The organism is Thalassomonas actiniarum, from assembly GCF_000948975.2.
GTDB lineage: Bacteria > Pseudomonadota > Gammaproteobacteria > Enterobacterales > Alteromonadaceae > Thalassomonas > Thalassomonas actiniarum.
Genome location: NZ_CP059735.1, coordinates 5,130,311 through 5,151,305 on the forward strand (window position 1 = coordinate 5,130,311; position 20,995 = coordinate 5,151,305).

A 20,995-nucleotide genomic window follows, 5' to 3' on the forward strand; every position below is an offset into this window, starting at 1 on the left:
GGGAGGGATAATATGCAAAAGATCACCGGACAACTCAACAACCGCTTTTCAGCCGGCATTTTTACCGGTTTGTTTATATTGGTTTTATCGGCACAGGCCATGGCCGGTAGCACAGGTGTATTAGCAGAGAGCACCGCCAATAACATTTTGATAAAATCTGTACAGCCCTTCCACTTTTTCTATACCCGGATTGAAACAGAAAAACACCAGCTGGCCGATAAAATAAAAACCAAGGCCATGGACATGAGTATCAAATTGGCCAAACGTTCCAACGCCAAAATCGATGGCCCGTTAATACTGAGTTACCGCTCAGGTGAACAACAAAGCAAACAGCAAATAGCGGCCGACATCGGCTTCCCGGTATCGAAAAGAACCAAGCGCCTGCCCCCTTATAAATACCGCAAAGCCAAGGCCTTTGATTGCGCTTCATTAACTTTTACCGGCAAGGCCGCACAGCTGGAGCAGCAATGGCAACAGCTATACCTGTTTAGCCGGGAGCAACAGCTAAGCCTTAACGGGGAAAGCCGCATGTTACTGTTATCCAGTGAGGCAGACGGCAACATCCATGTTGAACTGCAGTTAGGGATCATCAGGGCCCGGGCAGCGCAGGAAAAAGAAAGCCATCGCAGCACAGGCAGCATCACCGCCCGGTTATGATAAAACACGACAAAGGGAAATAATTTCACTGTTGAATAGGTAATTTACTTGTTTATTCAATAGTAAAGATAATAAAGTATGCCCATAAAAAGAATCTCATTGCAAAATAGGAAATGACAATGCCGAGTATCAGCAAAAAACTTCTTGTCTGGAGCACAGCGGCCCTGCTGCTGGTCAACCTGGGGGCATGTAGCGATAAAGATCAGGCGCTTAAAAAAGCCGATAAGTTAATCGCCAGCCAACAAATCGATAAAAGCCAGGATGACTGGAAAACCAAACTTAAGCAGCCGGAAATGATGGAGTTCACCCAGGGCAAGAGTTATATCTGGGATCTGGAAACCAACCAGGGCAAGTTATCCATTAAACTCAACCCCGAGGTGGCGCCTATGCATGTCAGCAGCACCATCTATTTAACCCAGCTGGGTTTTTACGACGGCTTAACCTTTCACCGGGTGATCCCCGGATTTATGGCACAAGGGGGCGATCCTTTAGGCAATGGCCGCGGTAACCCGGGTTATAAATACGACGGCGAATTCTCCGATAGCGTTTCCCATGACAAGCCGGGCATTTTAAGCATGGCCAACGCCGGGCCGGGTACCGACGGCAGCCAGTTTTTCATCACCTTTAAACCGACGCCTTTCCTTGACGGCAAGCACACAATTTTTGGTGAAGTGATCGAAGGCTTAGATACCACCTTGACCAAGCTGGAAAAATTAGGCAGTCGCCGCGGTAAACCTACCGAGCCGTTAATGATCAACAAGGCCAGTATCCGCGTACTGTAAACTATAAAATAAGCCAGAGCCTGCTGTTATCCTGCCGTTATAACAACAGGCTCTTTTTTCAACGTATGAAGCTCATCAGGTCGCCTCTCATCGAAAAAAGCTCAATAACGGGAAGATCCACTCATGAGCTACCAGAGCATAAGCGAACACTTAACCAAACTGGCCAACCCCGATATCGCCGCCCACTCGCAGCGCTTTTTTAAAACCGCCAAGGGAGAATACGGTTATGGCGATAAATTTCTCGGCATCCGGGTACCTGTGCTGCGCCAGCAGGTAAAACACTTTAAAAAAGTCCCCCTTAAGACGGCTGAGCAGGTATTATCCTCTCCTTACCACGAAATCAGGCTGTTTGCTTTATTGCTGCTGGTTTACCGGTTCAAGCGGGCAAACGAAACTGAGCGCGAAGCCATTTACCGGCTTTACCTGAGCAATACCCAACATATTAATAACTGGGATCTGGTGGATACCTCCGCCCATGTCATTGTCGGCGGCTACCTGCTAAACCGGGATAAAACACCGTTAACACAACTGGCAAATTCGCAAGTTTTGTGGGAGCGCAGGATCGCCATCATCGCCACCTTGCACTTTATCAAATATGAGCAATATCAGCCGACCCTGGCCATAGCCGAGATATTACTGAATGACGATCACGACCTGATCCACAAAGCAGTAGGCTGGATGCTCAGAGAGCTGGGCAAACGTGACCTGACCCTGGAACAGAAGTTTTTACAACAACATTACCAGAAAATGCCCAGGACCATGCTCAGGTATAGCATTGAAAAGTTTACCAAAGAGCAACGGGATAAATACCTGCATGGCCTTGTCTGAGCTGAAGCACAAATAGAGGATGAAATTTTACTCAGGTTTTACCCGCTACTGCCGATAACAAGCCATATGAACAGGAGTCCATTATGGCTATCCATACGCTTGCAGTATCCCAACAGCAGCAGTATCAGCATACCCAAACCAGCGGCCGCACCCTGAGCAGAACCGGGCCACAAACATCAGCAATACCACCACGGCCAACGCAGGAAGAAAGCGAAAGCCCCGCTCAACCCCAGACGATACCCGACGAGTTTCCCATTGCCATCAATACCGCCAACCCGCCGGCCTCAGCAGAGACCATTTATACCCGGCCACTCAGTCCACGTCTGGAATCAATCAAGCTTATTCTCGCCGCCTATTTTGGTAAAGAACTGGATCTGGAAGAATACCTTTTTGATTTCTCCACCCCACCGGGTTCAGGGCAAGGTAATGCCCTGAACCCGGATCAGGCCATTAATGCCGCCAATAACGGCGCTGAATTTGTGATGGTAGACAATCAAGTCTTCAGGGCCGGGGAACAGGTGCAGGTTGAAGAGTGGTTTACCCGGGAGCAAAGCTTAAGCTACCAAATGCAGGGACAATTCCAGCTTGATGACAAGCAAATATCCCTGAGTTATGAATTTAACATCAGCAGTGAAAGCACACGTTACCGCCGTTTTGCTACCCGGGCAGGCAATCTGCAAGATCCCCTGCTGGTACAGTTCGGCAACCAAAGCCTGGGACATGTTCAGGGCGGGCAGGCATTTGACATCAATAGCGATAATACCCTGGATAATCTACCGATATTTTCCGGTGATGTCGGTTACCTGGTCTTTGATCAAAATGCCAATGGCCGCGCCGATGACGGCAGCGAACTCTTTGGTCCTGCCAGCGGCAACGGTTTTCATGAACTAGCCGCCTTTGACAGCAACCAAAACGGTTTTATCGACAAAGACGATGAACATTTTGAACAATTCTATTTATGGCAACCCAAAGGAGAGAGCGAAGGAGAAGCTGAAGTTGAGCCGGGAGCACAGCAGCGCTGGTTATCTCTGGGTGATGCCGGAATTGCGGCAATAAACCTGTCAGCCATCGACACCCCCTACAGCTTCTATGATGAAAATGATCAAGTAGAGGCACAAATGAGGCGTTCGAGTTTTGCCATCGGTGAAAACGGCCGGGGTTACGGCGTACACCAGGTAGATGTACGTATATAACATCCTGCTCCTGTTCATCCATGCATAAAAAAAGGAGCCTGAGTCCCTAAGACACAGGCTCCTTACCAGGAAATCAATTTAACAGCTAAAACTCCCTAAAAATAGCGCTCCACCGTCAGCTGCAGGTGGTCGTCATCCTTTATGCTGTAAAGGGCATCAAAAGGGTCGTTGCTCTGAAATAAACGTATATCGAGATTAACCTTATAATCTTCGCCAAAACGCCGGGTGGCTTCCATGACAAAGCTGACCGCATTATGTTCAAGGTCAGCCCCCATACCAAAAAGGATTTCGCTGCTTTGTACATCATTAAAAGCAAGCCGGCTGCCGATAAACAAGTCATTTTGCATTGCCGCACCGGTCGACCTTAAGTCGGCTTCACCACGGGAATCCCAGCCGTATTCCAGCAATAAGCCGACATCGGCCACAGTATCCATCACCCCGACATAGGTATATTCAAAACCCGCCTGGGCAGCCCAGAAATTATCGGCTTCTGTATGACGGTAAATACTTTCAAACTTCCATAACCAGTCTTCTATCGTGGCCTGGACATCCAGCCCCAGCTGATCCATTTGCTGGTAATAGGGGGTCAACTCGGTTTGGCCGTTTTCCCCGCGATTATCTTCAGATAAGATGAACACAGGTTCACGGTTGGTGCCGTGAAACCAGTAGCTGCCGATATCAAAATTCCCCAGGGTATGGCTCCAGCGCACGGCAAAATCCAGGTGCTGCTGCCCGGCAGACGATTCATATTCGGCGTCGTCACCGTTTATCACCACGGGGCCGCGTAAACGTCCGTCACTTGAGGCGAAGGTACGCTCACGAAAGCCCGGCAGCAGATAAAGATCCACTATACCCCAGTCTTCAACCAGGGATAAGTTAACCATCAACTGGCCTAGCTTGTCTTCACCGTCAACATCTTCAATGCTGTCACTCTGGTTGATGACATCTACCAGGTGCTGGAATTCGGTCACCCCCCAGAATTCTTTGCGGATCCCGGCTCTAAGCTCCCAGTCATCGCCGGCATGAATATAAGAGAACTCCCTGATATCACCGTGGCTGCGCTCATCATCCTGATTATCTAACCGGTAATAGGGCTTAAAGGTCAGGCTGTCGTCACCATTGTTCCAACTCCAGTAAAATTCCGGTTCGGCAAATACCGAAAACTGACTATTGTCAAATTGTCCGCTATATAGGCTGTCCTCAAGAAAATAACGGGCATCCATCCCCACTTTACCGCTAAGCTCAAATTCCTCACCAAGCACGTTAGTGCTTGCCGCCAGGGTGATTGATACCGCTGTGGCCGTCAGCCATTTAGCCGCCATATTAACGTACCCGTTTTAAAGAGTTTTTATTAAAGTCACCGTCGGTTAAACCGGTTTTAAAGGCATAGTTATCCCATTTCAACTCAGTACTTTTACCGTTTTGGTGATTGACCATTTCCATGCTCCGGGCGCGCCAGTGCTTATTCAGGTACTGCTGATAGCCCTTGTAGGTCAAGGTTTTTAACAAAGAGTTTTTACGGTCATAAAAATCTATCTTTTGTATCAAATAGTCTTTTTTATCGATCCAGACGATACGACGGGTATAACCTGAATTCTCGTCCACCGGGAGTTGCTCAACCTTAAAGCTGTCCAGGCCGTTGGCTATTTCATCCCCTAAATACTTATAGGTATATTTTTCGATTTCAAATGAGCTTAAATCCTCAAAAGCAAATTCAGATCCCATAAAAGGACCGGACTTATTACGGGAAGAAATACGCTTGACCCGCTTTAATGCCGGCAGGTATAACCATTGGTCATCGGCGGCCACCGGGTGGGAGAAACTCAAAAAAGCCGTGCCTTTAACATCCCGGGGTTTATTAAAAATGGTCAGGCTCTTATCGCCGTCGTTGGCCACTTCCATGCTTCTCATCTTAATTTCCCGCACACTTTCCTGTCCCTGCTTATTACGCAGCAACATCAGCATATCTGCGGTGCTGTCGCTCCAGCCGAGATCCCGCTCTTTAGACTCTTTAGAAATTGCCAGGCCCTGCTCTTGCGGGCTTTGTGCCAGCGCCATGCTGCTCAGCAGCGTTAAGGCTGTCGCGGCAAATACCGCGGCTATTTTATTTTTCTTTAACAAGGTATGAGTCAACATAATTTACTCCTGAACTTTTTTCGCTTTGGAATTATCAATCGCCATCAACAGCGGCGGTAAAAATAAGAAATCAACGACAAGGGCTATAAAGATGGTCGTTGCAGTTAACAAGCCCATATCGGCATTCATTTTAAAAGTTGACTGCGCCAGCACGCTAAACCCGGCCACCAGTACAAAAGTTGTGATCCATAAGGCACGGCCAACATTATCAAAGGCATAATGCACGGCTTTTTTACTGTCGAGGTTTTTATCACGACGGGCATGTAAATACTTACTTAAGAAATGCACGGTATCATCAACCACGATACCTAAGGTCATACCGATCACCACAGACATGCCAAGACCCACCTGGCCGTCGTAAAGCCCCCATAAACCAAAACCAACGGCGGCGGGGATCATGTTAGGCAATAAACTAATGGCACCGTAACGCCAGCTACGCAGGGCAACCCCCAGCAACACAGAAATCAGCACCAATGCCAAGCTAGTTCCCAGCAACATGCTGAAAATATTACGCTGACCGATATGGGCAAACATCAGGCTCGGGCTGGCAACATCCATTTTATACTGGGGCGCATGCTCGGCAAACCAGGCATTAATTTCCCCTTCAAGGGTTACCAGCTCGTTACTGGTCAGGTTTTTAAAGGTGGCAATAATACGGGTGGCAGACTTATCGACATCCAGCTGGTTATTAAGGTCCAGGCCATATGGCAGGGACATTTCATATAACAGCAGGTATTGCGCCGACATTTCCTGACTGTCCGGTAATTTATACCAGCTCGGATCGTCTGCGTGCATGTTCTTATTTAACCGCTTTAAGGTATCGGTAATGGTATTAACATGATCGGTTACCGGCAGCTGACGCAACCAGTCGCTAAAATCCGAAATCGTCCGTAAATATTCAGGATCGTTGATACCGCTCGGAGTCTGCGTTTGCACCGAAACTTCCATCAGCATCATGCCGGACAGGTTGTCCGACATAAAGTCGGTTGATGCCCTAAACGGCACGCTTTCATCAAAGTATTTAACAAAATCGTCGTTTAATTCATTGTTGGGAATAAAAAACGCCGAAGCGATAATGATGGCGCTGGTCAGCGGCAATAATAAACGACGCCTGTTGATCACTAAGTCGGCAAGCGACGCCATTTTATCTTTACGGCCATTTTTCTGTTGTTTCACTTTCACCGGCAATACCGTCAGCAAGGCCGGGAAGATGGTCATAGAAAAAACAAAAGCAAGCATAACGCCAATGGCTACCAGGTTGCCCAAATCACGAAACGGCGGTGAATCGGAAAAGTTCATGCTTAAAAAACCGATAGCCGTGGTGGCACTGGTTAAGAAAATCGGCTGCAGGTTAATGCGTAAACTCGTGGCAATGGCGCTGCGCTTATCCGCTCCCTGGCGCATCTCGTAAAACATAGAGGTGAGAATATGAATACAATCTGCCACTGCCAACGTCAGGATCATGGTCGGCGCCGAAGAAGAAGGCCCGCTCAGATAAAAACCCAACCAGCCGGCCAGGCCCATGGTCGTTACGATACTGACGGCGATGACCAGGATAGTGGCAAAGGTGCCGGTAATCGTTCTCAGTAAGAAGCCGATAGTGATGATCACCACTAAAAACATCAGCGGGATCAAGGTCGCACTATCGTTTAACGAAGCTTCACCAAAGGCACTGTTCATCATCACCATACCGGACAAATAAACTTCGGTGCCTGGATTATCCGCCAGGAACTTGGCTTTGATCTCCCGGACAAAAGTCGCCACTTCCGGTACTTCTGCGATCGGATCTATGCCGGGTAGCTGTACGGTAACATTAACCACGGAAACATGGCCGCTGGGTGAGATGATCTTGTTGACCAGCAGAGGTTCGTTCAGGGCAACCTCCTTGATTTTCGCCAGTTTAGCCGGAGTTAACCTTTGCGGGTTCATCACCAGATCTTCAACGATCATGTCGTCTTCTTCGGCGAAGGTATACTGAAAGTTAGTAACCGAATCTACCCGGGTAGAATAAGGCACCTGCCAGCTTTCTTTGGTCAGCTGTTTTAGCGCCGCCAGGTGCTCGGCAGTAAAAATAGTATCTCCTTTGGGCACCACAATAAAAGAGACACTGTCGCTTTTACTGTAAACCTTTTGCATGGTTTCAAATGCCATTAACTGGGGATTTTCTTCACCGAAAAATATCCGGTAATCATTTTTAAAAACCAGCTTCTGAGCCCCGCCTGCCGCGGTAACCACCAATGCCAGACAAACTAAAATCACCCATATAGGATGTTTGCCGACAAAGTTGAAAAACTTCTCTCTCATTGCCCTCTCCATTGTGACGAATCGTCACTATACTCTGTAAAAAAAACGGCTTTTACACCGCGTTATTCTTTGTTTTTCACATGTAAGGCTTGTACGAATTTCGTACAAAATATTATCTTAACTCGTACCGCTTGTCATGTGAAAAATGCTATTAAAAATTAAGTTCACGCCCCAGGGCTTTTATCCTCGCCAACTCCTCGCCAAAGACTTCTTCCAAGGCTTTTTTCAGGCTGGCTTTATAATCTTTTTCAAAACTCAGCGGCGCCCACTGCATACCGTCGAGCAATAAGTTATTCTGGTTGAACAGCTCCCGCTCCACCACAAGTCCCATACGGCCACTGCATGACTCCAGTTCATCCGCCAGCAAAGAGATCACTCCGTATCCCAGCGACCAGTTGGAAAAACAAATTTGTTGCATATCCATGTGAGGGGGCAAGGTAAAACTCTGGTCGGCAATAGCCTCTTCAATCAGGCCAAAAAAGATCCCCATCAGCTTCATTTCCAGCTGTTCCTGCTCTTGCACCCGTTTTTGTGTGGACTTCTCATAAACATTGGGGCTTTTTGCACAAATAGCCGATTGAAACAAGGCAGGATGTAAAATGGCATAGATCAGGTAAGAAAAGTTGATCAGCAACATACGCTCACGGGCACAGCCGGGATACTGAGAAGCCCGGAAAAATAAATCAGACATAATAGTGATGGCTTGGTTACCTATCGCCAGCAACAAGTCTTCTTTACCGGTAAAGTGTTTGTATACTGTGCCTTTGGAATAAGAGACTTCTGCCACCACCTTATCCATGGTGACATTGGCCACCCCCAGGCGGGCAATTAAGGCAATAGCCGCATCAATAATTTCTTGCTCCCGGGCCTGCAAGCTGTGTTCATCTAATATTTTTGGTGCCATAAAGGATCTTTTACCATGTTGTCGTCATTTTTGATTACCGATATATAAATGACGATTCGTCAGTGACGTTTCGTCGATAATAAATTTATGATGAAATAATGTCAATCACAAGATAATAAAAAACTCCCCTATCTCCCGTATTAAATTTTGCTTTACGGCTAATAGATTGATTAATAAAACGACTTTTTTAGCGGTTTATCTCCCCCGTTAAAACAGCCTTTTTCTTTAAGGTGAAAATCCCCTTACCCTTGCTTATCACCGCTTTTCCCCGTATGCTACGCGGCTTTTTTGCAAACCGGAGAGGAAAAAATGTTAGGTTTTGATTACGGTACTTCGAACTGCGCCCTGGGGATCATGTCGGGCGATAAACCTGAGCTCATCTCATTAGCCGATCACGGCACCTATATGCCTTCCTCATTATATGCCCCCAGCAGGGAAGTGATTGTTAACTGGTTACAGCAACAGTTAAGCCCGGATGCTAAAGCAGAGTTTTCCGGTTTAAGGCGCTTCCAGTTACAAAAAGGCCAGAGCATGTTACGCGAGCTGGCGCTCGATGATATTCCCGGCGATTTATTTTTTGGCAAGCAGGCACTTGCCCGCTACCTCGAAGACCCGTCGGAAGGCTATTATATCAAGTCCCCTAAATCTTTTCTCGGCGCCAGCGGCCTCAAACCCCAGCAAATCGCCCTGTTCGAAGATATCGTCGCGGCGATGATGACCCATGTGAAGCAATTGGCGGAGCAGGCTCTTCAGCAGGACTTGCACCAGGTGGTGATCGGCCGGCCGGTAAATTTCCAGGGATTAAAAGGCGAAGAAAGCAATAAGCAGGCAATTGATGTGCTCACCAATGCCGCCAAACGGGTCGGTTACCGGGATATAGAATTCCAGTTCGAACCCATTGCCGCCGGGTTTGAGTTTGAGGCTAGCCTTGAGCGGGAAACCCGGGTATTAGTCGTGGATATCGGCGGCGGGACCACCGACTGCTCTATGCAGCTGATGGGCCCACAGCTGATGCCAAACCTGGACAGGAGTCCGCATTTACTCGGCCACAGCGGGCAACGTATCGGCGGAAATGATTTTGATATCCAGCTGGCGCTTAAAGGCATTATGCCGCAGCTGGGCATGGACAGCTTACTTAAAAGCGGCAAGCCTATGCCGGTTAACAGCTACCGTGAAGCCGTGGCCATCAACAATATCAATGCCCAGACAGAATTTTACAGCGGAGCTAACGGCCGCTTCCTGCAGCAGCTGAAACGTGACGCCGAACAACCCGAGCTGGTCGAACACTTGATACAAGTACATCAGGAAAAACTCAGTTACCAATTAGTCAACAGCGCCGAGCAGGCAAAAATAGCCCTGAGCGACTGTGATAACGACAAAATTGCGCTGGACTATCTCAATAACCGAAACAAGGATGAAACCGCTGATGTCAGCCGGCTACTGCTACTCGATGCTGCCAAGCGGGAACTGGGCAGCATATGTGAATTAATGCAAGATACTGTGAAACAGGCCGGTTGTCAGCCGGATGCCATTTTTGTCACCGGCGGTACGGCAAAGTCCCCGGTGTTAAGAGAACATTTACAAGCCCAATACCCCGACAGCCAGTTTATTATCGGAGATAATTTTGGCAGTGTGACCGCAGGTCTCACCCGCTGGTCCCAAAGAATATTTTCTTAAAGATAAGATCATTTAAAAAAGCTTCCCTATAGCAACTTATGGGGAAGCAAGTTTACGCTTTGCCGCTGTCCTGCCGGCACAGGCTATGCCTCTTGCCCTCAGCCACCTTGTTAATATTTTGTTCTTTATTGGTAAAGCAGATGAGAATCAAAAAATATACTGTTTTTGTGTTTTTTCCACACAACTTTTACAATTTCTAACATTTTCATAAACTTAAACGCTAGCATATTTCGTACGAAATACTTAGTATGCACCCGTCATTTTTAACACTGACAATGTCAGACTACAATCAGGAATGCATTTATGAAATTATTACCTATTGCCGCCTTGTTATTAACCGGCACTTCCCTTTTAGCCAGCACCGGAGTCCACGCTGAGGATTACCAGTCTTTTTCTTCCGTTTCATACAGTGACTTAGATACCAAATATAACGACAGCGATGCTTTTTCCCTCGACACCCGTTATTACTTCGACAAAAAGTCAACTTTAGGGCCGCTGGATGAGTTCGAATATATCAATAAAACCAGCAATGTATTTGGCAGTTTCGTCGATACCGATTTCAACAAAACTTTCACCTTAGGCGGCGAAGCCTTTATCGACAAGCTATTAGTCGGTGCGACCTATCACTATAGCGACTTTGACCATGGCGGTAGCGACGATACTTATAGCCTGAGCTTAGGTTATTTGATCTCTGATGATTTTTTAGTCAAGGTCGTTAAAGATGACAATAACGACGAATATCTGTTTTCTGCCTCATATAACCATCAGATTAATGACAGTGATTATATCGGTTTTACTTACTCTACCGATGATGATACTGATGTTCAGACCCTGTCATCAAAATACTTCACCGATTTGGGGCAAGGCCGTTACCTGACTGCAGAAGTCTCTTTCAGTGATATTGACGATGCCGACAATGACCTGGCAGGCCGTGTGGAATATTTCTTCAACAGCCACACCTCAATGGCAGCCAGCTACAATGACGACGATGACTACTCTGTCGGCGCCAAGCATTACTTCAACAAAAACTACGCCTTAGGCGCCAGTTACCAAAGCAATACCGACAGTGACATCGATTACGACCTGTACACTATCGACTTTACTGCTCAGTTCTAACAGCAAAACGCTTGATGGTTACGCCGATATGGCATAAAGAAAAAGCCAGTTATCCCGGATAACTGGCTTAAATCATTAACGGCTTCCCGGCTTAACCCGGCTGTTTATTTTCAGGACCAGCCCGGATATAAGCCAGTCCTCATTAAACCAGGAAAAATCTTTGCTTAACGGCGAATCCCACCGCCAGCACAAGACTCAGAGCCGACAATCCTCATATAAGACGTTACCGTTCCTGTGGTATAGCTGCTATTAGTACACTGGTTAACAACCCTCTCTCCGACAACCGTTGAATAGCTGGCATCCGAATAGAAAGCAAATTCTAAAATAGAAAATGCGGCATAGGCATAAGACGCGCCAAAAATGGTTGCACCGGTCAAGCCGATTGAAATAAGTTTTTTTAAAGATGTTTGCATAGGTTAACCCTTTTATTGTTATTAACATTAACCAGGATTAGAAAACGAAGGTCCGGTCTTTCCGACCGGGTTCGCTACCACAACTCACCTGAAAATTAACATTAATATAACAACTTAACTTTGTAAACCTTCTATTTAAAACAAACTATAAAAAAGCCAGTCCTGGATAAGACTGGCTGAATACACAACAAGTGTTTATGCGTTTTAGTTAAAACTCATTGCCACCGCACATTTCCATACCAACAAGTCTTACATAAGAAGTGACTTGGCCACTCGAATAAGTGGTTCCACGACATTGGTTAACCACTTTTTCGCCAACAGGCGTTGAATAACTTGCATCAGAATAATAAACGAATTCTTTAATATAGCCGGAACTTGCTGCATAGGCATAAGAAGCTGCTGAAAGTGTAATACCTGTTAACGCGATGGCTGCAATTTTCTTTAAATTTGATTTCATTGTTATTCCTTTTATTTTTTTAGAAAATTTAAAGGCTTGATGACTGTCAAACCTTTAAATCACCCTAATGCAGTTGCCAACCATTGTAAATAAAAATTACATTTTATTTACAATAAGGAAGCAAGAAGACACCTTATTATCTTCCTGTTTGCTGGAAAAAAACCTCCCTTACCTGCTCGACAATTTCTGGCGGTGTCTTCAGGCTAAAAGCCATGCAATTATCGGCAACCGTATCTGTATCCATCTCAAAAACCGGCGTCACCCGCTCAAAGTTATAACCTATGTCCTGTAACCTCATTTGCATGGTATGACTGGATTCAACAATAAAATCCACCCTTTTCTCGATCAGCTTACGCAAATTAATGTCGTAGTTAGGCGTGATGTCCAGTTGTTTATTTTCTTTAAAACCATGCTCAAGCAAATATTGATAGCCATACTCTTCTTTGGTGATCCCTATGGTATATTGCTTAAGATCTTCCAAGGTCTTGACCTTAATATCTTTTCTACTGGACAAAGCATAAAAATACATGGGATGTGTCGGCAATAACGGGCAAAGCCATTGAAATTTTGACTCCCGCTCTTTGGAGCGGTATATGGAATAGATCAAAACATTCTTTTGCGTAAGCGCCATCTTATAGGCGCGTACCCAGGGATAAAGATTAATGCGGTATTCAAGCCCCGCTTTATCCAGCACAGTGCGGACTTTCTCTGTCGCTATCCCGCCGACAGTGCCATCGGGTAATAGGAAACTATAAGGGGGCCAGTCTTCGGTAACAACTTCAAGGGGTTCCCGGGCACAGGCGGCTGAAATAAATTGCAGGGAAAAAATGACTATAAAGGCGCTATTTTTTAACATCTATCCCCCGCAGGTGAAGCCGTATCATCAACCTAAATGCACAAGCAATTATTTATAACCTTATTTTTACCCGTCAACAAGGATAAAAACCGAGATAAGCGAAAATCAGGCTCCCTGTCCCATCGGCTGATTATAAGATGTTGAGGTGCCGGAATTTTTTGCATTGGCCAACTCAAGCAGCAGTTGCCCTAAATTCACCTGCTCACTGGTCATAAAAGACGATGACTCCAGCTTATCCTTAACCACTTTCTCCCCGGAAGACTTGGGCAGTAAAGAAGTTTCACTGTTATATTGCCACAGGCTGAGTGAAGGAAAATTAAATTGCTCAGAAATTTTAGACGGATACAAAAGTACACTGGCAAAAACCAGCATACTGATCAATAAAATAACCATAAGAGATTGATATGGGGAGAACTTTTCTGAAAGGTTGGCTCTGTTTTTTTTACGCTGATCATCAGTTGCGTCCATCTTTCCCCCCTTTAAATAAAACAAAAAATTAACAACACAGTCTGCAAGATCGGGATGGTTCCAATCCACAATAAAGAAAATAATAACACCCTGGCGGGTACTTGTTAATATCCTGTAATGCCTTGTAATGTTTTGTAATGTTTTGTAATGTTTTGTAATGTTTTGTATTAGATTAAAGGGGAATAACATCATTCCTCAAAGCAATAAATTCTCCCTTGCCAATTAAGGAACCGGCTCACCATTTCGGGCTTCAAGCAAGCGATACCAATCTTCCCGGCTGTAATCCAATTCCAGAGAATGCTTGGCGGCAAGAATACGCTCAGGCGTAGTGGAGCCGATAATAGGGAAAATTTGCGCCGGATGTTTCAATAACCAGGCCAGGATCACCTGCCACGACTGACATTGATATTTTTCCACTTGCAGGGTTAACTCATTTTCGATCCTTTGCTCATCTGCGGCGCTGAAAGTATTGCCCCAGGCCGAATAAGCCACACCGCCAAGGGGACACCAGGCAACCGGAGTTATCCCCAACTGCTGACACTGATCTAGGGTGCCGTCGGTAAAGCTGTTGATATTATGGATATTAATTTCAACCTGATTTACCATCAGCGGCAAAGGCAATGCCGATTGCAATAAACTGACCTGGGACGGCGTAAAGTTGCTGACGCCGAAATGTTTCACCTTGCCTGCACTGTGGAGCTGCATCAAGGTATCCGCCACCTCTGCGGCATTAAATAAATAATCCGGGCGGTGCAGTAAAAACATATCCAATGTCTCTATTTCCAGCCGCTTGAGAATACCGTCGACACTATTTACTAAATAATCCCGGCTAAAATCATAACATTTGGGATCGCCAGGGTTTGGGGTATCCTCAATACGAATGCCGGCCTTGGAGGTGATAATCAACTGCTCCCTCAGGCCGGGGCTTTCTTTTAATACCTCGGCAAATAAAGATTCGCTTAAACCGCCGGCATAAATATCGGCATGATCAAAGTGGTTATAACCCGCTTCAATGGCGGTGCGCAGCGCCAGTTTTCCTTTGGCCCTGTCGGCTGAAGAGTTATCGCCGGTAATACGCATACAGCCGTATATAAACCGTGAGGAGTTTAACCCGGATTTTCCTAATTGAATATTTCTCATTGTCACCTGTCTGCCCGGTTTAAAGTAAAAAGTGAAGGTAAAACTTTAACAACATGATGTAAACGATAAAACATTTCAACGATTTAAAACTCTCCCTAAATTTCAGCAAAAGTTTAAGTAAAAGATTAACCCGTGCTCAACTCCGCCAGCCTTTGGCGGTGAGGTTTAAAGTTCAATCCGCAACGGCTGATAAAGTCAGCGATCTGCTCGATATTATACTTATTGGCATATTCATTACCGGGCTTTAACTGAGCGCTATCAGGATACAAACCATAGCCCGCCAGCAAGCAATGCCAGGATATCGATGGATAGTAATGATCAATTTTCTGGCGATCCAGTTCATCACTGAGGTTATCCCCCCGCATCCAACACTGTAAAATAGCAACCAGACTCGCCGAAAGCTGGTTGTTATTGGCATTATCCAGCCAGTACTGACTGTCGGTACGTGAGTTAATACGATAATGGCCGACAATATAATCGCGCACTGCCTCAAAGCGGGCATTGACACTGGCATTAAACTCCCCCTGATACTGGCCGGAAAAGTTGCCTTTTTGGTAGCTGTCAATAAAGCCTTGTACTGTTTCCTGCACCAGATGCAAAGCGGTGGCTTCCAACGGCTCGATAAAGCCCTGGGATAAACCGACGGCAACACAGTTTTTATGCCAGTGTTGCTCTACCCGGCCAACTTTCATTTTTAAGTGGCGCGCCTCAACGTCAGCATCAAGCAAGCCAAGCTTGGCCCTTAATTCCGTTTCGGCACTATCGCCGCTGGTATAAGCCGAACTGTAAACATAACCATTGCCGTTACGGTTGGTTAACGGGATTTCCCAGGCCCAACCATGTTTTAGCGCAGTGGAAATGGTTTGTGAACCTAGCTGCTGCGTTTGCTCTGTCGGCAATACGACCGCGGCATCATTAAAGAGATTATTACCAAAGCTTTTAAACGGCACTTTCAGCTGCTGTTGCAGCAATAAACTGGCAAATCCGGTGCAGTCAATAAAGATATCTCCGGCAATGGTTTCACCGGCTTGTGTGATCACACTTTGGATATCACCGTTAACATGCAACTTCACCTCGGCAACGGTTCCCCGGGTATGCGTGACGCCGAACTCTTCGGCTTTTCCCGCCAAAAATTTACCGAGTAAGGCCGAATCAAAGTGATAGCCATAATTGGTTTCAAAAGGAAAATGAAACTCCGGGATAGGTGCTAATTTATGTTTGGCCAGGTAGCTGGCCAGAAAAAAGTGATCTGGATGTCCTTCAACCGAGATGCCTTTACGGCGGATATAACTATTATGAAAAAAGCCCGGGGCGCTATAGTCATCGGTTTGCGCCGGAAACGGATGGAAATATCGGGAAAATCCGGGTTTAGTCGACCAATTGACAAACTCAATACCATTTTTATAAGTGGCATTACATTGCCCCATCCAGTCACTTTCCTTAATTCCCAGAAAATCCATAAAGCCTTTAAGCTGGGGGGTAGAACCTTCACCCACACCGATAATGCCGATATCCGGAGATTCGATTAAACGAATATTAAAACCCAGATGTTGCCAGCTTTTCGCCATCAAATTAGCGGCCATCCAACCGGCAGTACCGCCGCCGACAATAACAATTGATTTAGCCTGATGTTCAGACATCATATACACCTCGCTCTTTTCATTACCTGGCGGCACGGTCAACTTAACAACAAAGTACCGATAACGCCCCAGTTAATCCTCCTTGCTTGTCATCCGTAACATCACAACCAATAGACATCCGGTCTATAGCCGCTCTCTTTCTTCCGTGAAACCGCGACATACCATACGTCCTGTATATAAAAAACCACTTAATCTTGCGATCAAGTGGTTTTCTTTTCAATAACAGTTCAAGTTAATACTTATTCAATTAACACTAGAATGAGTAATTAACCCCAAGGAAGAACTGGCGGCCAAACTTCTTATATTCCCCGCTAGCCAGCGACGTACCATAGTTAGTGGTATTAGCTTCGTCGGTCAGGTTATTCACCTGCAATACCGCATCTACACCATTATCAAAGGAATAAGTTCCCTGCCAGTCGACCACAGTATAGGCATCGGCATATTGATAGGCAGTACCGCCGGGCGTTGAGCCTTCATAGATATAATCATCACGGTAGCGAACATTTAAATGGGTACTGAAATTGTCTATATCCCAAAATAGAGTCGCACTAAAGACATGCTTAGACAAACCGGGAAGCGACAGTTGCTGATCATCAAAAACACCGCCACCATCAACCGTGGTTTCACTCTCGGTATAGGAGTAGTTAGTATTCATGCCCAAAGTAGAGAAGACACCGGGCAACTGGGTAAATACCGTGGTATAAGCCAATTCTACCCCACGAATATAACCGCCCTGATCATTATTTTGCGTCGTTTGGTACTGGCCTTCGACAAAACCTTCCGGTGCTTCAATACCGATTTGTGACCAGGCAATTTCCCCTTCGTTATAGGTGACACTTTCAATCAGGGTATCGATATCTTTCCAAAATAATGCCGCAACAAATGCACCGCCACCTTCAGTGAAGTGTTCATAAGATAAATCATATTGCGTAGCACGGAAGGGATCCAGGTTCGGGTTGCCTTTGGACCAGACATTATAACGCTGGCTCACACCGTCATTAGCGGTATCCGCCCATGATCCGGCGCCGCCACGTAACTGATGTACCGGCGGACGACCTATCACTTTGGCGGCAGCAAAACGGATTTGCTCGTTATCGCTGATTTGGAAGTTCAGGTTAATAGACGGCAAGGTATCGGTATACTCAGGCCCGTAATTAACATTGGCGTAATCGTCGCGGGTCACACCGTTATCATCGGTAATGCCGTCACCGGTTTCATCCCCTTGCAGCTGCTGGATGCCGCGGGATTTGGTATCGGTTTTCACCACCCGGACACCAAAGTTACCCGTGACCGGAATATCACCAATTTCACTTTCAAAGTTGGCCATGGCATACGCCGCCAGCACTTTCTCCCGTACCGAACCGCTTTCAATCAGGGTCCAGTTATGCTCCCAACTTTGTTGGGCATCATAGTTACCCGGGCCAAAAGCAGCATCAGCAATGCCCACCAGGTCTAAATCCAGGTAGGAGAAACCGTTCATGTTCTTGACCGTGGCAAAACCATCCAGGGAAATCGGGGTACAGGCATGATCATAGTGGTTAAATTCACAATTTTGGTTGGTTACGATAGTGCCGTCCGGCAGTTGATAACCATTTTGCCCTTCACGAGCTCCCCATCTGAAGGTAGAACGTTTGTCTGAGAAGGTTCTGTCGGACCAGCGGGCGCCAACTTCAATGGAGCTGATAAAACCCGAATCAAGATGATATTTAAAGTCTACCTTGATGCTGTCGATTTCATCGGTATATTCATGGGGGAACTGCTCCCAGTCGCCAAGGCGCATATGAGATAAATCCGTGTAATCGGTATTTAATACCAGATCGACGGCATCTTTGCTGTTGTTGGCAAAAGAAAAGCCCTGGCCGCTAAGCTCCTGCCAGGTATCAACCACAGTACCATCTTCTAAAGTTTGCGTACCGAATTCGTAAGCATGCATGGAAGCAATACGGTCAAGACGGGTCTTTTTACCTTTAGAATGGGCGGCATCAAAGTAAATTTCGTAATCGTCAAATACCCATTCGAGTTTTAAACCAAAACTGTCAGTGGTGGAATCGGTTGACTGATCTTCTGAGCGCATTTCCACCCAAGGACCGTTAGTGCCGGTTAAGGTAACATCCCCTCCTACCAGGTAACCATCAGAAATAACCGGGTTGGCAACATTGTATAAACTGTTATCTTTATTTAAGCCGTCGATGTTTAAGCCGTTCATTTTATCTTCAGATTCAAATTCCGATCTGAAAAAATCAAATTGAGCCTTAAAAACATCATTAGGCTGATAAACTAAAGTCGACATTAAACCTAAACGTTCATCCGTGCCTTTTGCCGCACGTATCTGATAACCGTTTGGAGCTCTTTCCTGAACACCGTCGCCGTCAAAATCTTGTAGCCGCTCATACTTACGCGCACTATATTCTTCGGCATTATTTGGCTGCTCCATATGCGCCAGTCCAAAGCCAAAACCTAATGTTTCATTAAGAAACTTGCCCTGATAAGAAAAACTGAAACGGTTGCCCATATCATCGGCACCGACATCTGAAGCTGCATCGTTATAGGAAAGCCGTGCACTGGTAACAAAATTATGATCTTCTTTTGCTTCCAGCGGGTTAGCCGTTTTTAACTCCACCGTTGCGGCAACGCCCCCTTCCACCAGGGAAGCTTTGGGAGATTTGTATACTGCTGCCTGGGAGATCAGCTCGGACGGATATTGATCAAAAGCAATCCAGCGACTGCCTGCGGTATAACCACTGGTACTGGCCTGTTCACGGCCGTTGAGGGTCGTCTGAATAAAATCACCGTTCATGCCGCGGATATTTAACTGGGAAGACTGACCACTGGCTCTGACGGTGGTCACACCGGGAAGACGTCCTAACGCATCGGCGATAGAAATATCCGGCAGAGAATTCAAGTCCCCGGCATCAATAACTTCAGAAACCATATCTGAGAAACGTTTCTTATCCAGTGAACTGATAAGACTGCGCCGTATACCTTTAATTTCTATGACTTCGGTGCCGACCACGGCTTCTTTTTCACCAACCCCCTGTTCCTGACCCGAAGCCGATTGCTCTTCAGCCGCCAATACCGGCAGTGTAACCGCCATAAAGCCGCTTGAGAGCAGCGCCAGTGTAACTTTACTTGCTTTAAAATTCATCATGCTTTCCCCCGTTCCATCCTTGTTTTATTTATCTTCAGCATTCCCAACTGATCTTTGATGGTTATTTAGTGACCCACTCATGGGTGGATGAAACTAATATAAGGCGGACTCCAGGCCAAGAACATATGATGCATACGTATTCATATTTTCAGGCACCATTATCGAACAAGGAAAATAACGGTGCAAGCCTATAAAAAGGGGAAAATGCCATATCAGCAACAAGCAGTTTCCGCAGATAAACCACAGCCAAAAACTAAGCTTGAAAACACAAACACTTGCTTACAAATGATACCGCCAGCGCCTGTTTTAAACAGGAAAAAAACTTTACACATTATTTCCGTCGACCGTGCTCGTTAACATTCAATAAAGTGAAAAATCCCCCATGGACAGAAAAAAATCATGCTTCATCAGCGCTGTCTTTTATGCTTTGAGCTGTTATCCGGCTAAAAAGCTGAATACGTATGCAAGAAATACTGCTGTCACATAAGCCGGCTTGCTCAGCAGCAGATGAAGAGTTTTTAAAGGCGAAACGGCGTCATCAATAAGTAAACCATTTACTTTACAAACCAAAGGGTATATAAAGTAAATTATCGAATCTATTGCCCGCTATGATCTTGGTTGAAACAATAGTGGCCGGTACTTTAAGGAGATTTTTATGACCGCAGAAACCTGGCTTTCATTTACGCTGGCGGCAATGATGTTATGCTTTTCACCCGGACCTACCCTGCTCCTGGTCATGGGCCAATCATTAACTTATGGCAAACGCTCTGTGTTGCCTTTGATCTTAGGGGTCTTATCAGGCGATATGATTGCCATGAGTTTATCTGTACTCGGCCTGGGCGCCATTTTAGCGCTGTCCGCGACCCTGTTTACTGCTTTTAAATACCTGGGAGCGGCTTATCTCTGTTATCTGGGCATCAAGGCATGGCGGAGCAAAGCCACTAAGGCAGAAGATACGGATAAAGGGGGGATAGCTAGCGGCGTCATCTTTAAGGAAGCCTTACTGGTAACGGCCTTAAACCCCAAAGGCATCGTCTTTTTTATGGCCTTCTTCCCATTGTTTATCGATACCGCCCAGCCTTACCTGCCCCAGGTATTGATACTGGCGATGTCTTTTTTACTGGTATCGGGATTAAGCGTTTCCTTTTATAGCCTGTTTGCCGGACAGCTACGCCAAAAAGTGCAATCCCCCAAACTGCAAACGGGTTTTAACAAAGTCAGCGGCACTATGCTGATAGGGGCAGGCGCCTTGACCGCCACAATGCAGAAATAGTGC

The 20,995-nt window shown here is 46.2% G+C and carries 19 protein-coding genes; 8 read left to right on the plus strand and 11 right to left on the minus strand.

The window, feature by feature from the left end; genetic code table 11:
* The first annotated feature begins 12 nt into the window (after positions 1 to 12).
* The 4 genes from SG35_RS22430 (at position 13) to SG35_RS22445 (ending at position 3,460) form a co-directional block, all read left to right on the plus strand.
* A complete protein-coding gene (locus SG35_RS22430; RefSeq protein WP_044830369.1) occupies positions 13 to 657 on the plus strand; it encodes a GyrI-like domain-containing protein in 645 nt (214 codons plus the stop codon).
* Between the two features lie 119 nt (positions 658 to 776).
* Positions 777 to 1,439 (plus strand): peptidylprolyl isomerase, encoded by a 663-nt coding sequence (locus SG35_RS22435; protein WP_152646437.1) that lies wholly within the window; start codon positions 777 to 779, stop codon positions 1,437 to 1,439.
* 123 nt (positions 1,440 to 1,562) lie between these two features.
* Positions 1,563 to 2,267 (plus strand): DNA alkylation repair protein, encoded by a 705-nt coding sequence (locus tag SG35_RS22440; protein WP_044830371.1) that lies wholly within the window; start codon positions 1,563 to 1,565, stop codon positions 2,265 to 2,267.
* An 83-nt stretch (positions 2,268 to 2,350) separates the two neighbouring features.
* A complete protein-coding gene (locus tag SG35_RS22445; protein ID WP_053042716.1) occupies positions 2,351 to 3,460 on the plus strand; it encodes a hypothetical protein in 1,110 nt (369 codons plus the stop codon).
* 95 nt (positions 3,461 to 3,555) lie between these two features.
* Here SG35_RS22445 and SG35_RS22450 read toward each other — a convergent pair whose 3' ends face one another.
* From SG35_RS22450 to SG35_RS22465, 4 genes are all read right to left on the minus strand, one after another.
* Positions 3,556 to 4,782 (minus strand): hypothetical protein, encoded by a 1,227-nt coding sequence (locus tag SG35_RS22450; protein ID WP_044830372.1) that lies wholly within the window; start codon positions 4,780 to 4,782, stop codon positions 3,556 to 3,558.
* Position 4,783: 1 nt separating this feature from the next.
* Positions 4,784 to 5,596, minus strand: coding sequence for an outer membrane lipoprotein-sorting protein (locus tag SG35_RS22455; protein WP_044830373.1), 813 nt, complete (start codon positions 5,594 to 5,596; stop codon positions 4,784 to 4,786).
* Between the two features lie 3 nt (positions 5,597 to 5,599).
* The gene (locus SG35_RS22460; protein ID WP_044830374.1) at positions 5,600 to 7,900 is read right to left on the minus strand and encodes an efflux RND transporter permease subunit; all 2,301 of its coding nucleotides are present in this window, start codon (positions 7,898 to 7,900) and stop codon (positions 5,600 to 5,602) included.
* A gap of 151 nt (positions 7,901 to 8,051) precedes the next feature.
* Positions 8,052 to 8,804 (minus strand): TetR/AcrR family transcriptional regulator, encoded by a 753-nt coding sequence (locus tag SG35_RS22465; protein ID WP_044830375.1) that lies wholly within the window; start codon positions 8,802 to 8,804, stop codon positions 8,052 to 8,054.
* Between the two features lie 309 nt (positions 8,805 to 9,113).
* Between SG35_RS22465 and yegD the strand changes: the two genes are divergently transcribed.
* Together yegD and SG35_RS22475 are read left to right on the plus strand one after the other, a co-directional pair.
* Positions 9,114 to 10,481, plus strand: a complete 1,368-nt coding sequence (yegD, locus tag SG35_RS22470) for a molecular chaperone (protein ID WP_044830376.1) — start codon at positions 9,114 to 9,116, stop codon at positions 10,479 to 10,481.
* A 303-nt stretch (positions 10,482 to 10,784) separates the two neighbouring features.
* Entirely contained in the window at positions 10,785 to 11,597 is an 813-nt protein-coding gene (locus tag SG35_RS22475) for a putative porin (RefSeq protein WP_044830377.1), read from the plus strand.
* A 164-nt stretch (positions 11,598 to 11,761) separates the two neighbouring features.
* Here the strand turns inward: SG35_RS22475 and SG35_RS22480 are convergent, their stop codons facing one another.
* The 7 genes from SG35_RS22480 to SG35_RS22510 all read right to left on the minus strand — a co-directional run bounded on the left by SG35_RS22480 (position 11,762) and on the right by SG35_RS22510 (position 19,719).
* Positions 11,762 to 12,010, minus strand: a complete 249-nt coding sequence (locus SG35_RS22480) for a DUF6289 family protein (RefSeq protein WP_044830378.1) — start codon at positions 12,008 to 12,010, stop codon at positions 11,762 to 11,764.
* Positions 12,011 to 12,218: 208 nt separating this feature from the next.
* Positions 12,219 to 12,467 carry a DUF6289 family protein gene (locus tag SG35_RS22485; protein WP_044830379.1) on the minus strand — a complete coding sequence of 83 codons (249 nt, stop codon included), beginning with the start codon at positions 12,465 to 12,467 and terminating at the stop codon, positions 12,219 to 12,221.
* Positions 12,468 to 12,603: 136 nt separating this feature from the next.
* A complete protein-coding gene (locus tag SG35_RS22490) occupies positions 12,604 to 13,323 on the minus strand; it encodes a substrate-binding periplasmic protein (protein ID WP_044830380.1) in 720 nt (239 codons plus the stop codon).
* 105 nt (positions 13,324 to 13,428) lie between these two features.
* Complete coding sequence (locus tag SG35_RS22495) at positions 13,429 to 13,791, minus strand: hypothetical protein (protein ID WP_044830381.1); 363 nt, start codon at positions 13,789 to 13,791, stop codon at positions 13,429 to 13,431.
* A 222-nt stretch (positions 13,792 to 14,013) separates the two neighbouring features.
* The gene (locus SG35_RS22500) at positions 14,014 to 14,931 is read right to left on the minus strand and encodes an aldo/keto reductase (RefSeq protein WP_044830382.1); all 918 of its coding nucleotides are present in this window, start codon (positions 14,929 to 14,931) and stop codon (positions 14,014 to 14,016) included.
* A 125-nt stretch (positions 14,932 to 15,056) separates the two neighbouring features.
* Positions 15,057 to 16,574 (minus strand): tryptophan halogenase family protein, encoded by a 1,518-nt coding sequence (locus SG35_RS22505; RefSeq protein WP_044830383.1) that lies wholly within the window; start codon positions 16,572 to 16,574, stop codon positions 15,057 to 15,059.
* A 250-nt stretch (positions 16,575 to 16,824) separates the two neighbouring features.
* A complete protein-coding gene (locus SG35_RS22510; protein ID WP_044830384.1) occupies positions 16,825 to 19,719 on the minus strand; it encodes a TonB-dependent receptor in 2,895 nt (964 codons plus the stop codon).
* A gap of 180 nt (positions 19,720 to 19,899) precedes the next feature.
* On the opposite strand from SG35_RS22510, the gene SG35_RS22515 reads away from it, so the two are divergent.
* Entirely contained in the window at positions 19,900 to 20,076 is a 177-nt protein-coding gene (locus tag SG35_RS22515; protein WP_160298199.1) for a hypothetical protein, read from the plus strand.
* A gap of 298 nt (positions 20,077 to 20,374) precedes the next feature.
* On the plus strand, positions 20,375 to 20,992 hold the full coding sequence (locus SG35_RS22520; protein WP_044830385.1) for a LysE family translocator: 618 nt from the start codon (positions 20,375 to 20,377) through the stop codon (positions 20,990 to 20,992).
* Positions 20,993 to 20,995: the final 3 nt, after the last annotated feature.

Coding starts and splice junctions, on each gene's coding strand:
- SG35_RS22445 (WP_053042716.1), top strand. CDS start 2,351: ATGGCTATCCATACGCTTGCAGTATCCCAACAGCAGCAGTATCAGCAT.
- SG35_RS22480 (WP_044830378.1), bottom strand. CDS start 12,010: ATGCAAACATCTTTAAAAAAACTTATTTCAATCGGCTTGACCGGTGCA.
- SG35_RS22495 (WP_044830381.1), bottom strand. CDS start 13,791: ATGGACGCAACTGATGATCAGCGTAAAAAAAACAGAGCCAACCTTTCA.
- SG35_RS22500 (WP_044830382.1), bottom strand. CDS start 14,931: ATGAGAAATATTCAATTAGGAAAATCCGGGTTAAACTCCTCACGGTTT.
- yegD (WP_044830376.1), top strand. CDS start 9,114: ATGTTAGGTTTTGATTACGGTACTTCGAACTGCGCCCTGGGGATCATG.
- SG35_RS22430 (WP_044830369.1), top strand. CDS start 13: ATGCAAAAGATCACCGGACAACTCAACAACCGCTTTTCAGCCGGCATT.
- SG35_RS22485 (WP_044830379.1), bottom strand. CDS start 12,467: ATGAAATCAAATTTAAAGAAAATTGCAGCCATCGCGTTAACAGGTATT.
- SG35_RS22460 (WP_044830374.1), bottom strand. CDS start 7,900: ATGAGAGAGAAGTTTTTCAACTTTGTCGGCAAACATCCTATATGGGTG.
- SG35_RS22490 (WP_044830380.1), bottom strand. CDS start 13,323: ATGTTAAAAAATAGCGCCTTTATAGTCATTTTTTCCCTGCAATTTATT.
- SG35_RS22465 (WP_044830375.1), bottom strand. CDS start 8,804: ATGGCACCAAAAATATTAGATGAACACAGCTTGCAGGCCCGGGAGCAA.
- SG35_RS22510 (WP_044830384.1), bottom strand. CDS start 19,719: ATGATGAATTTTAAAGCAAGTAAAGTTACACTGGCGCTGCTCTCAAGC.
- SG35_RS22455 (WP_044830373.1), bottom strand. CDS start 5,596: ATGTTGACTCATACCTTGTTAAAGAAAAATAAAATAGCCGCGGTATTT.
- SG35_RS22450 (WP_044830372.1), bottom strand. CDS start 4,782: ATGGCGGCTAAATGGCTGACGGCCACAGCGGTATCAATCACCCTGGCG.
- SG35_RS22505 (WP_044830383.1), bottom strand. CDS start 16,574: ATGATGTCTGAACATCAGGCTAAATCAATTGTTATTGTCGGCGGCGGT.
- SG35_RS22520 (WP_044830385.1), top strand. CDS start 20,375: ATGACCGCAGAAACCTGGCTTTCATTTACGCTGGCGGCAATGATGTTA.
- SG35_RS22435 (WP_152646437.1), top strand. CDS start 777: ATGCCGAGTATCAGCAAAAAACTTCTTGTCTGGAGCACAGCGGCCCTG.
- SG35_RS22440 (WP_044830371.1), top strand. CDS start 1,563: ATGAGCTACCAGAGCATAAGCGAACACTTAACCAAACTGGCCAACCCC.
- SG35_RS22475 (WP_044830377.1), top strand. CDS start 10,785: ATGAAATTATTACCTATTGCCGCCTTGTTATTAACCGGCACTTCCCTT.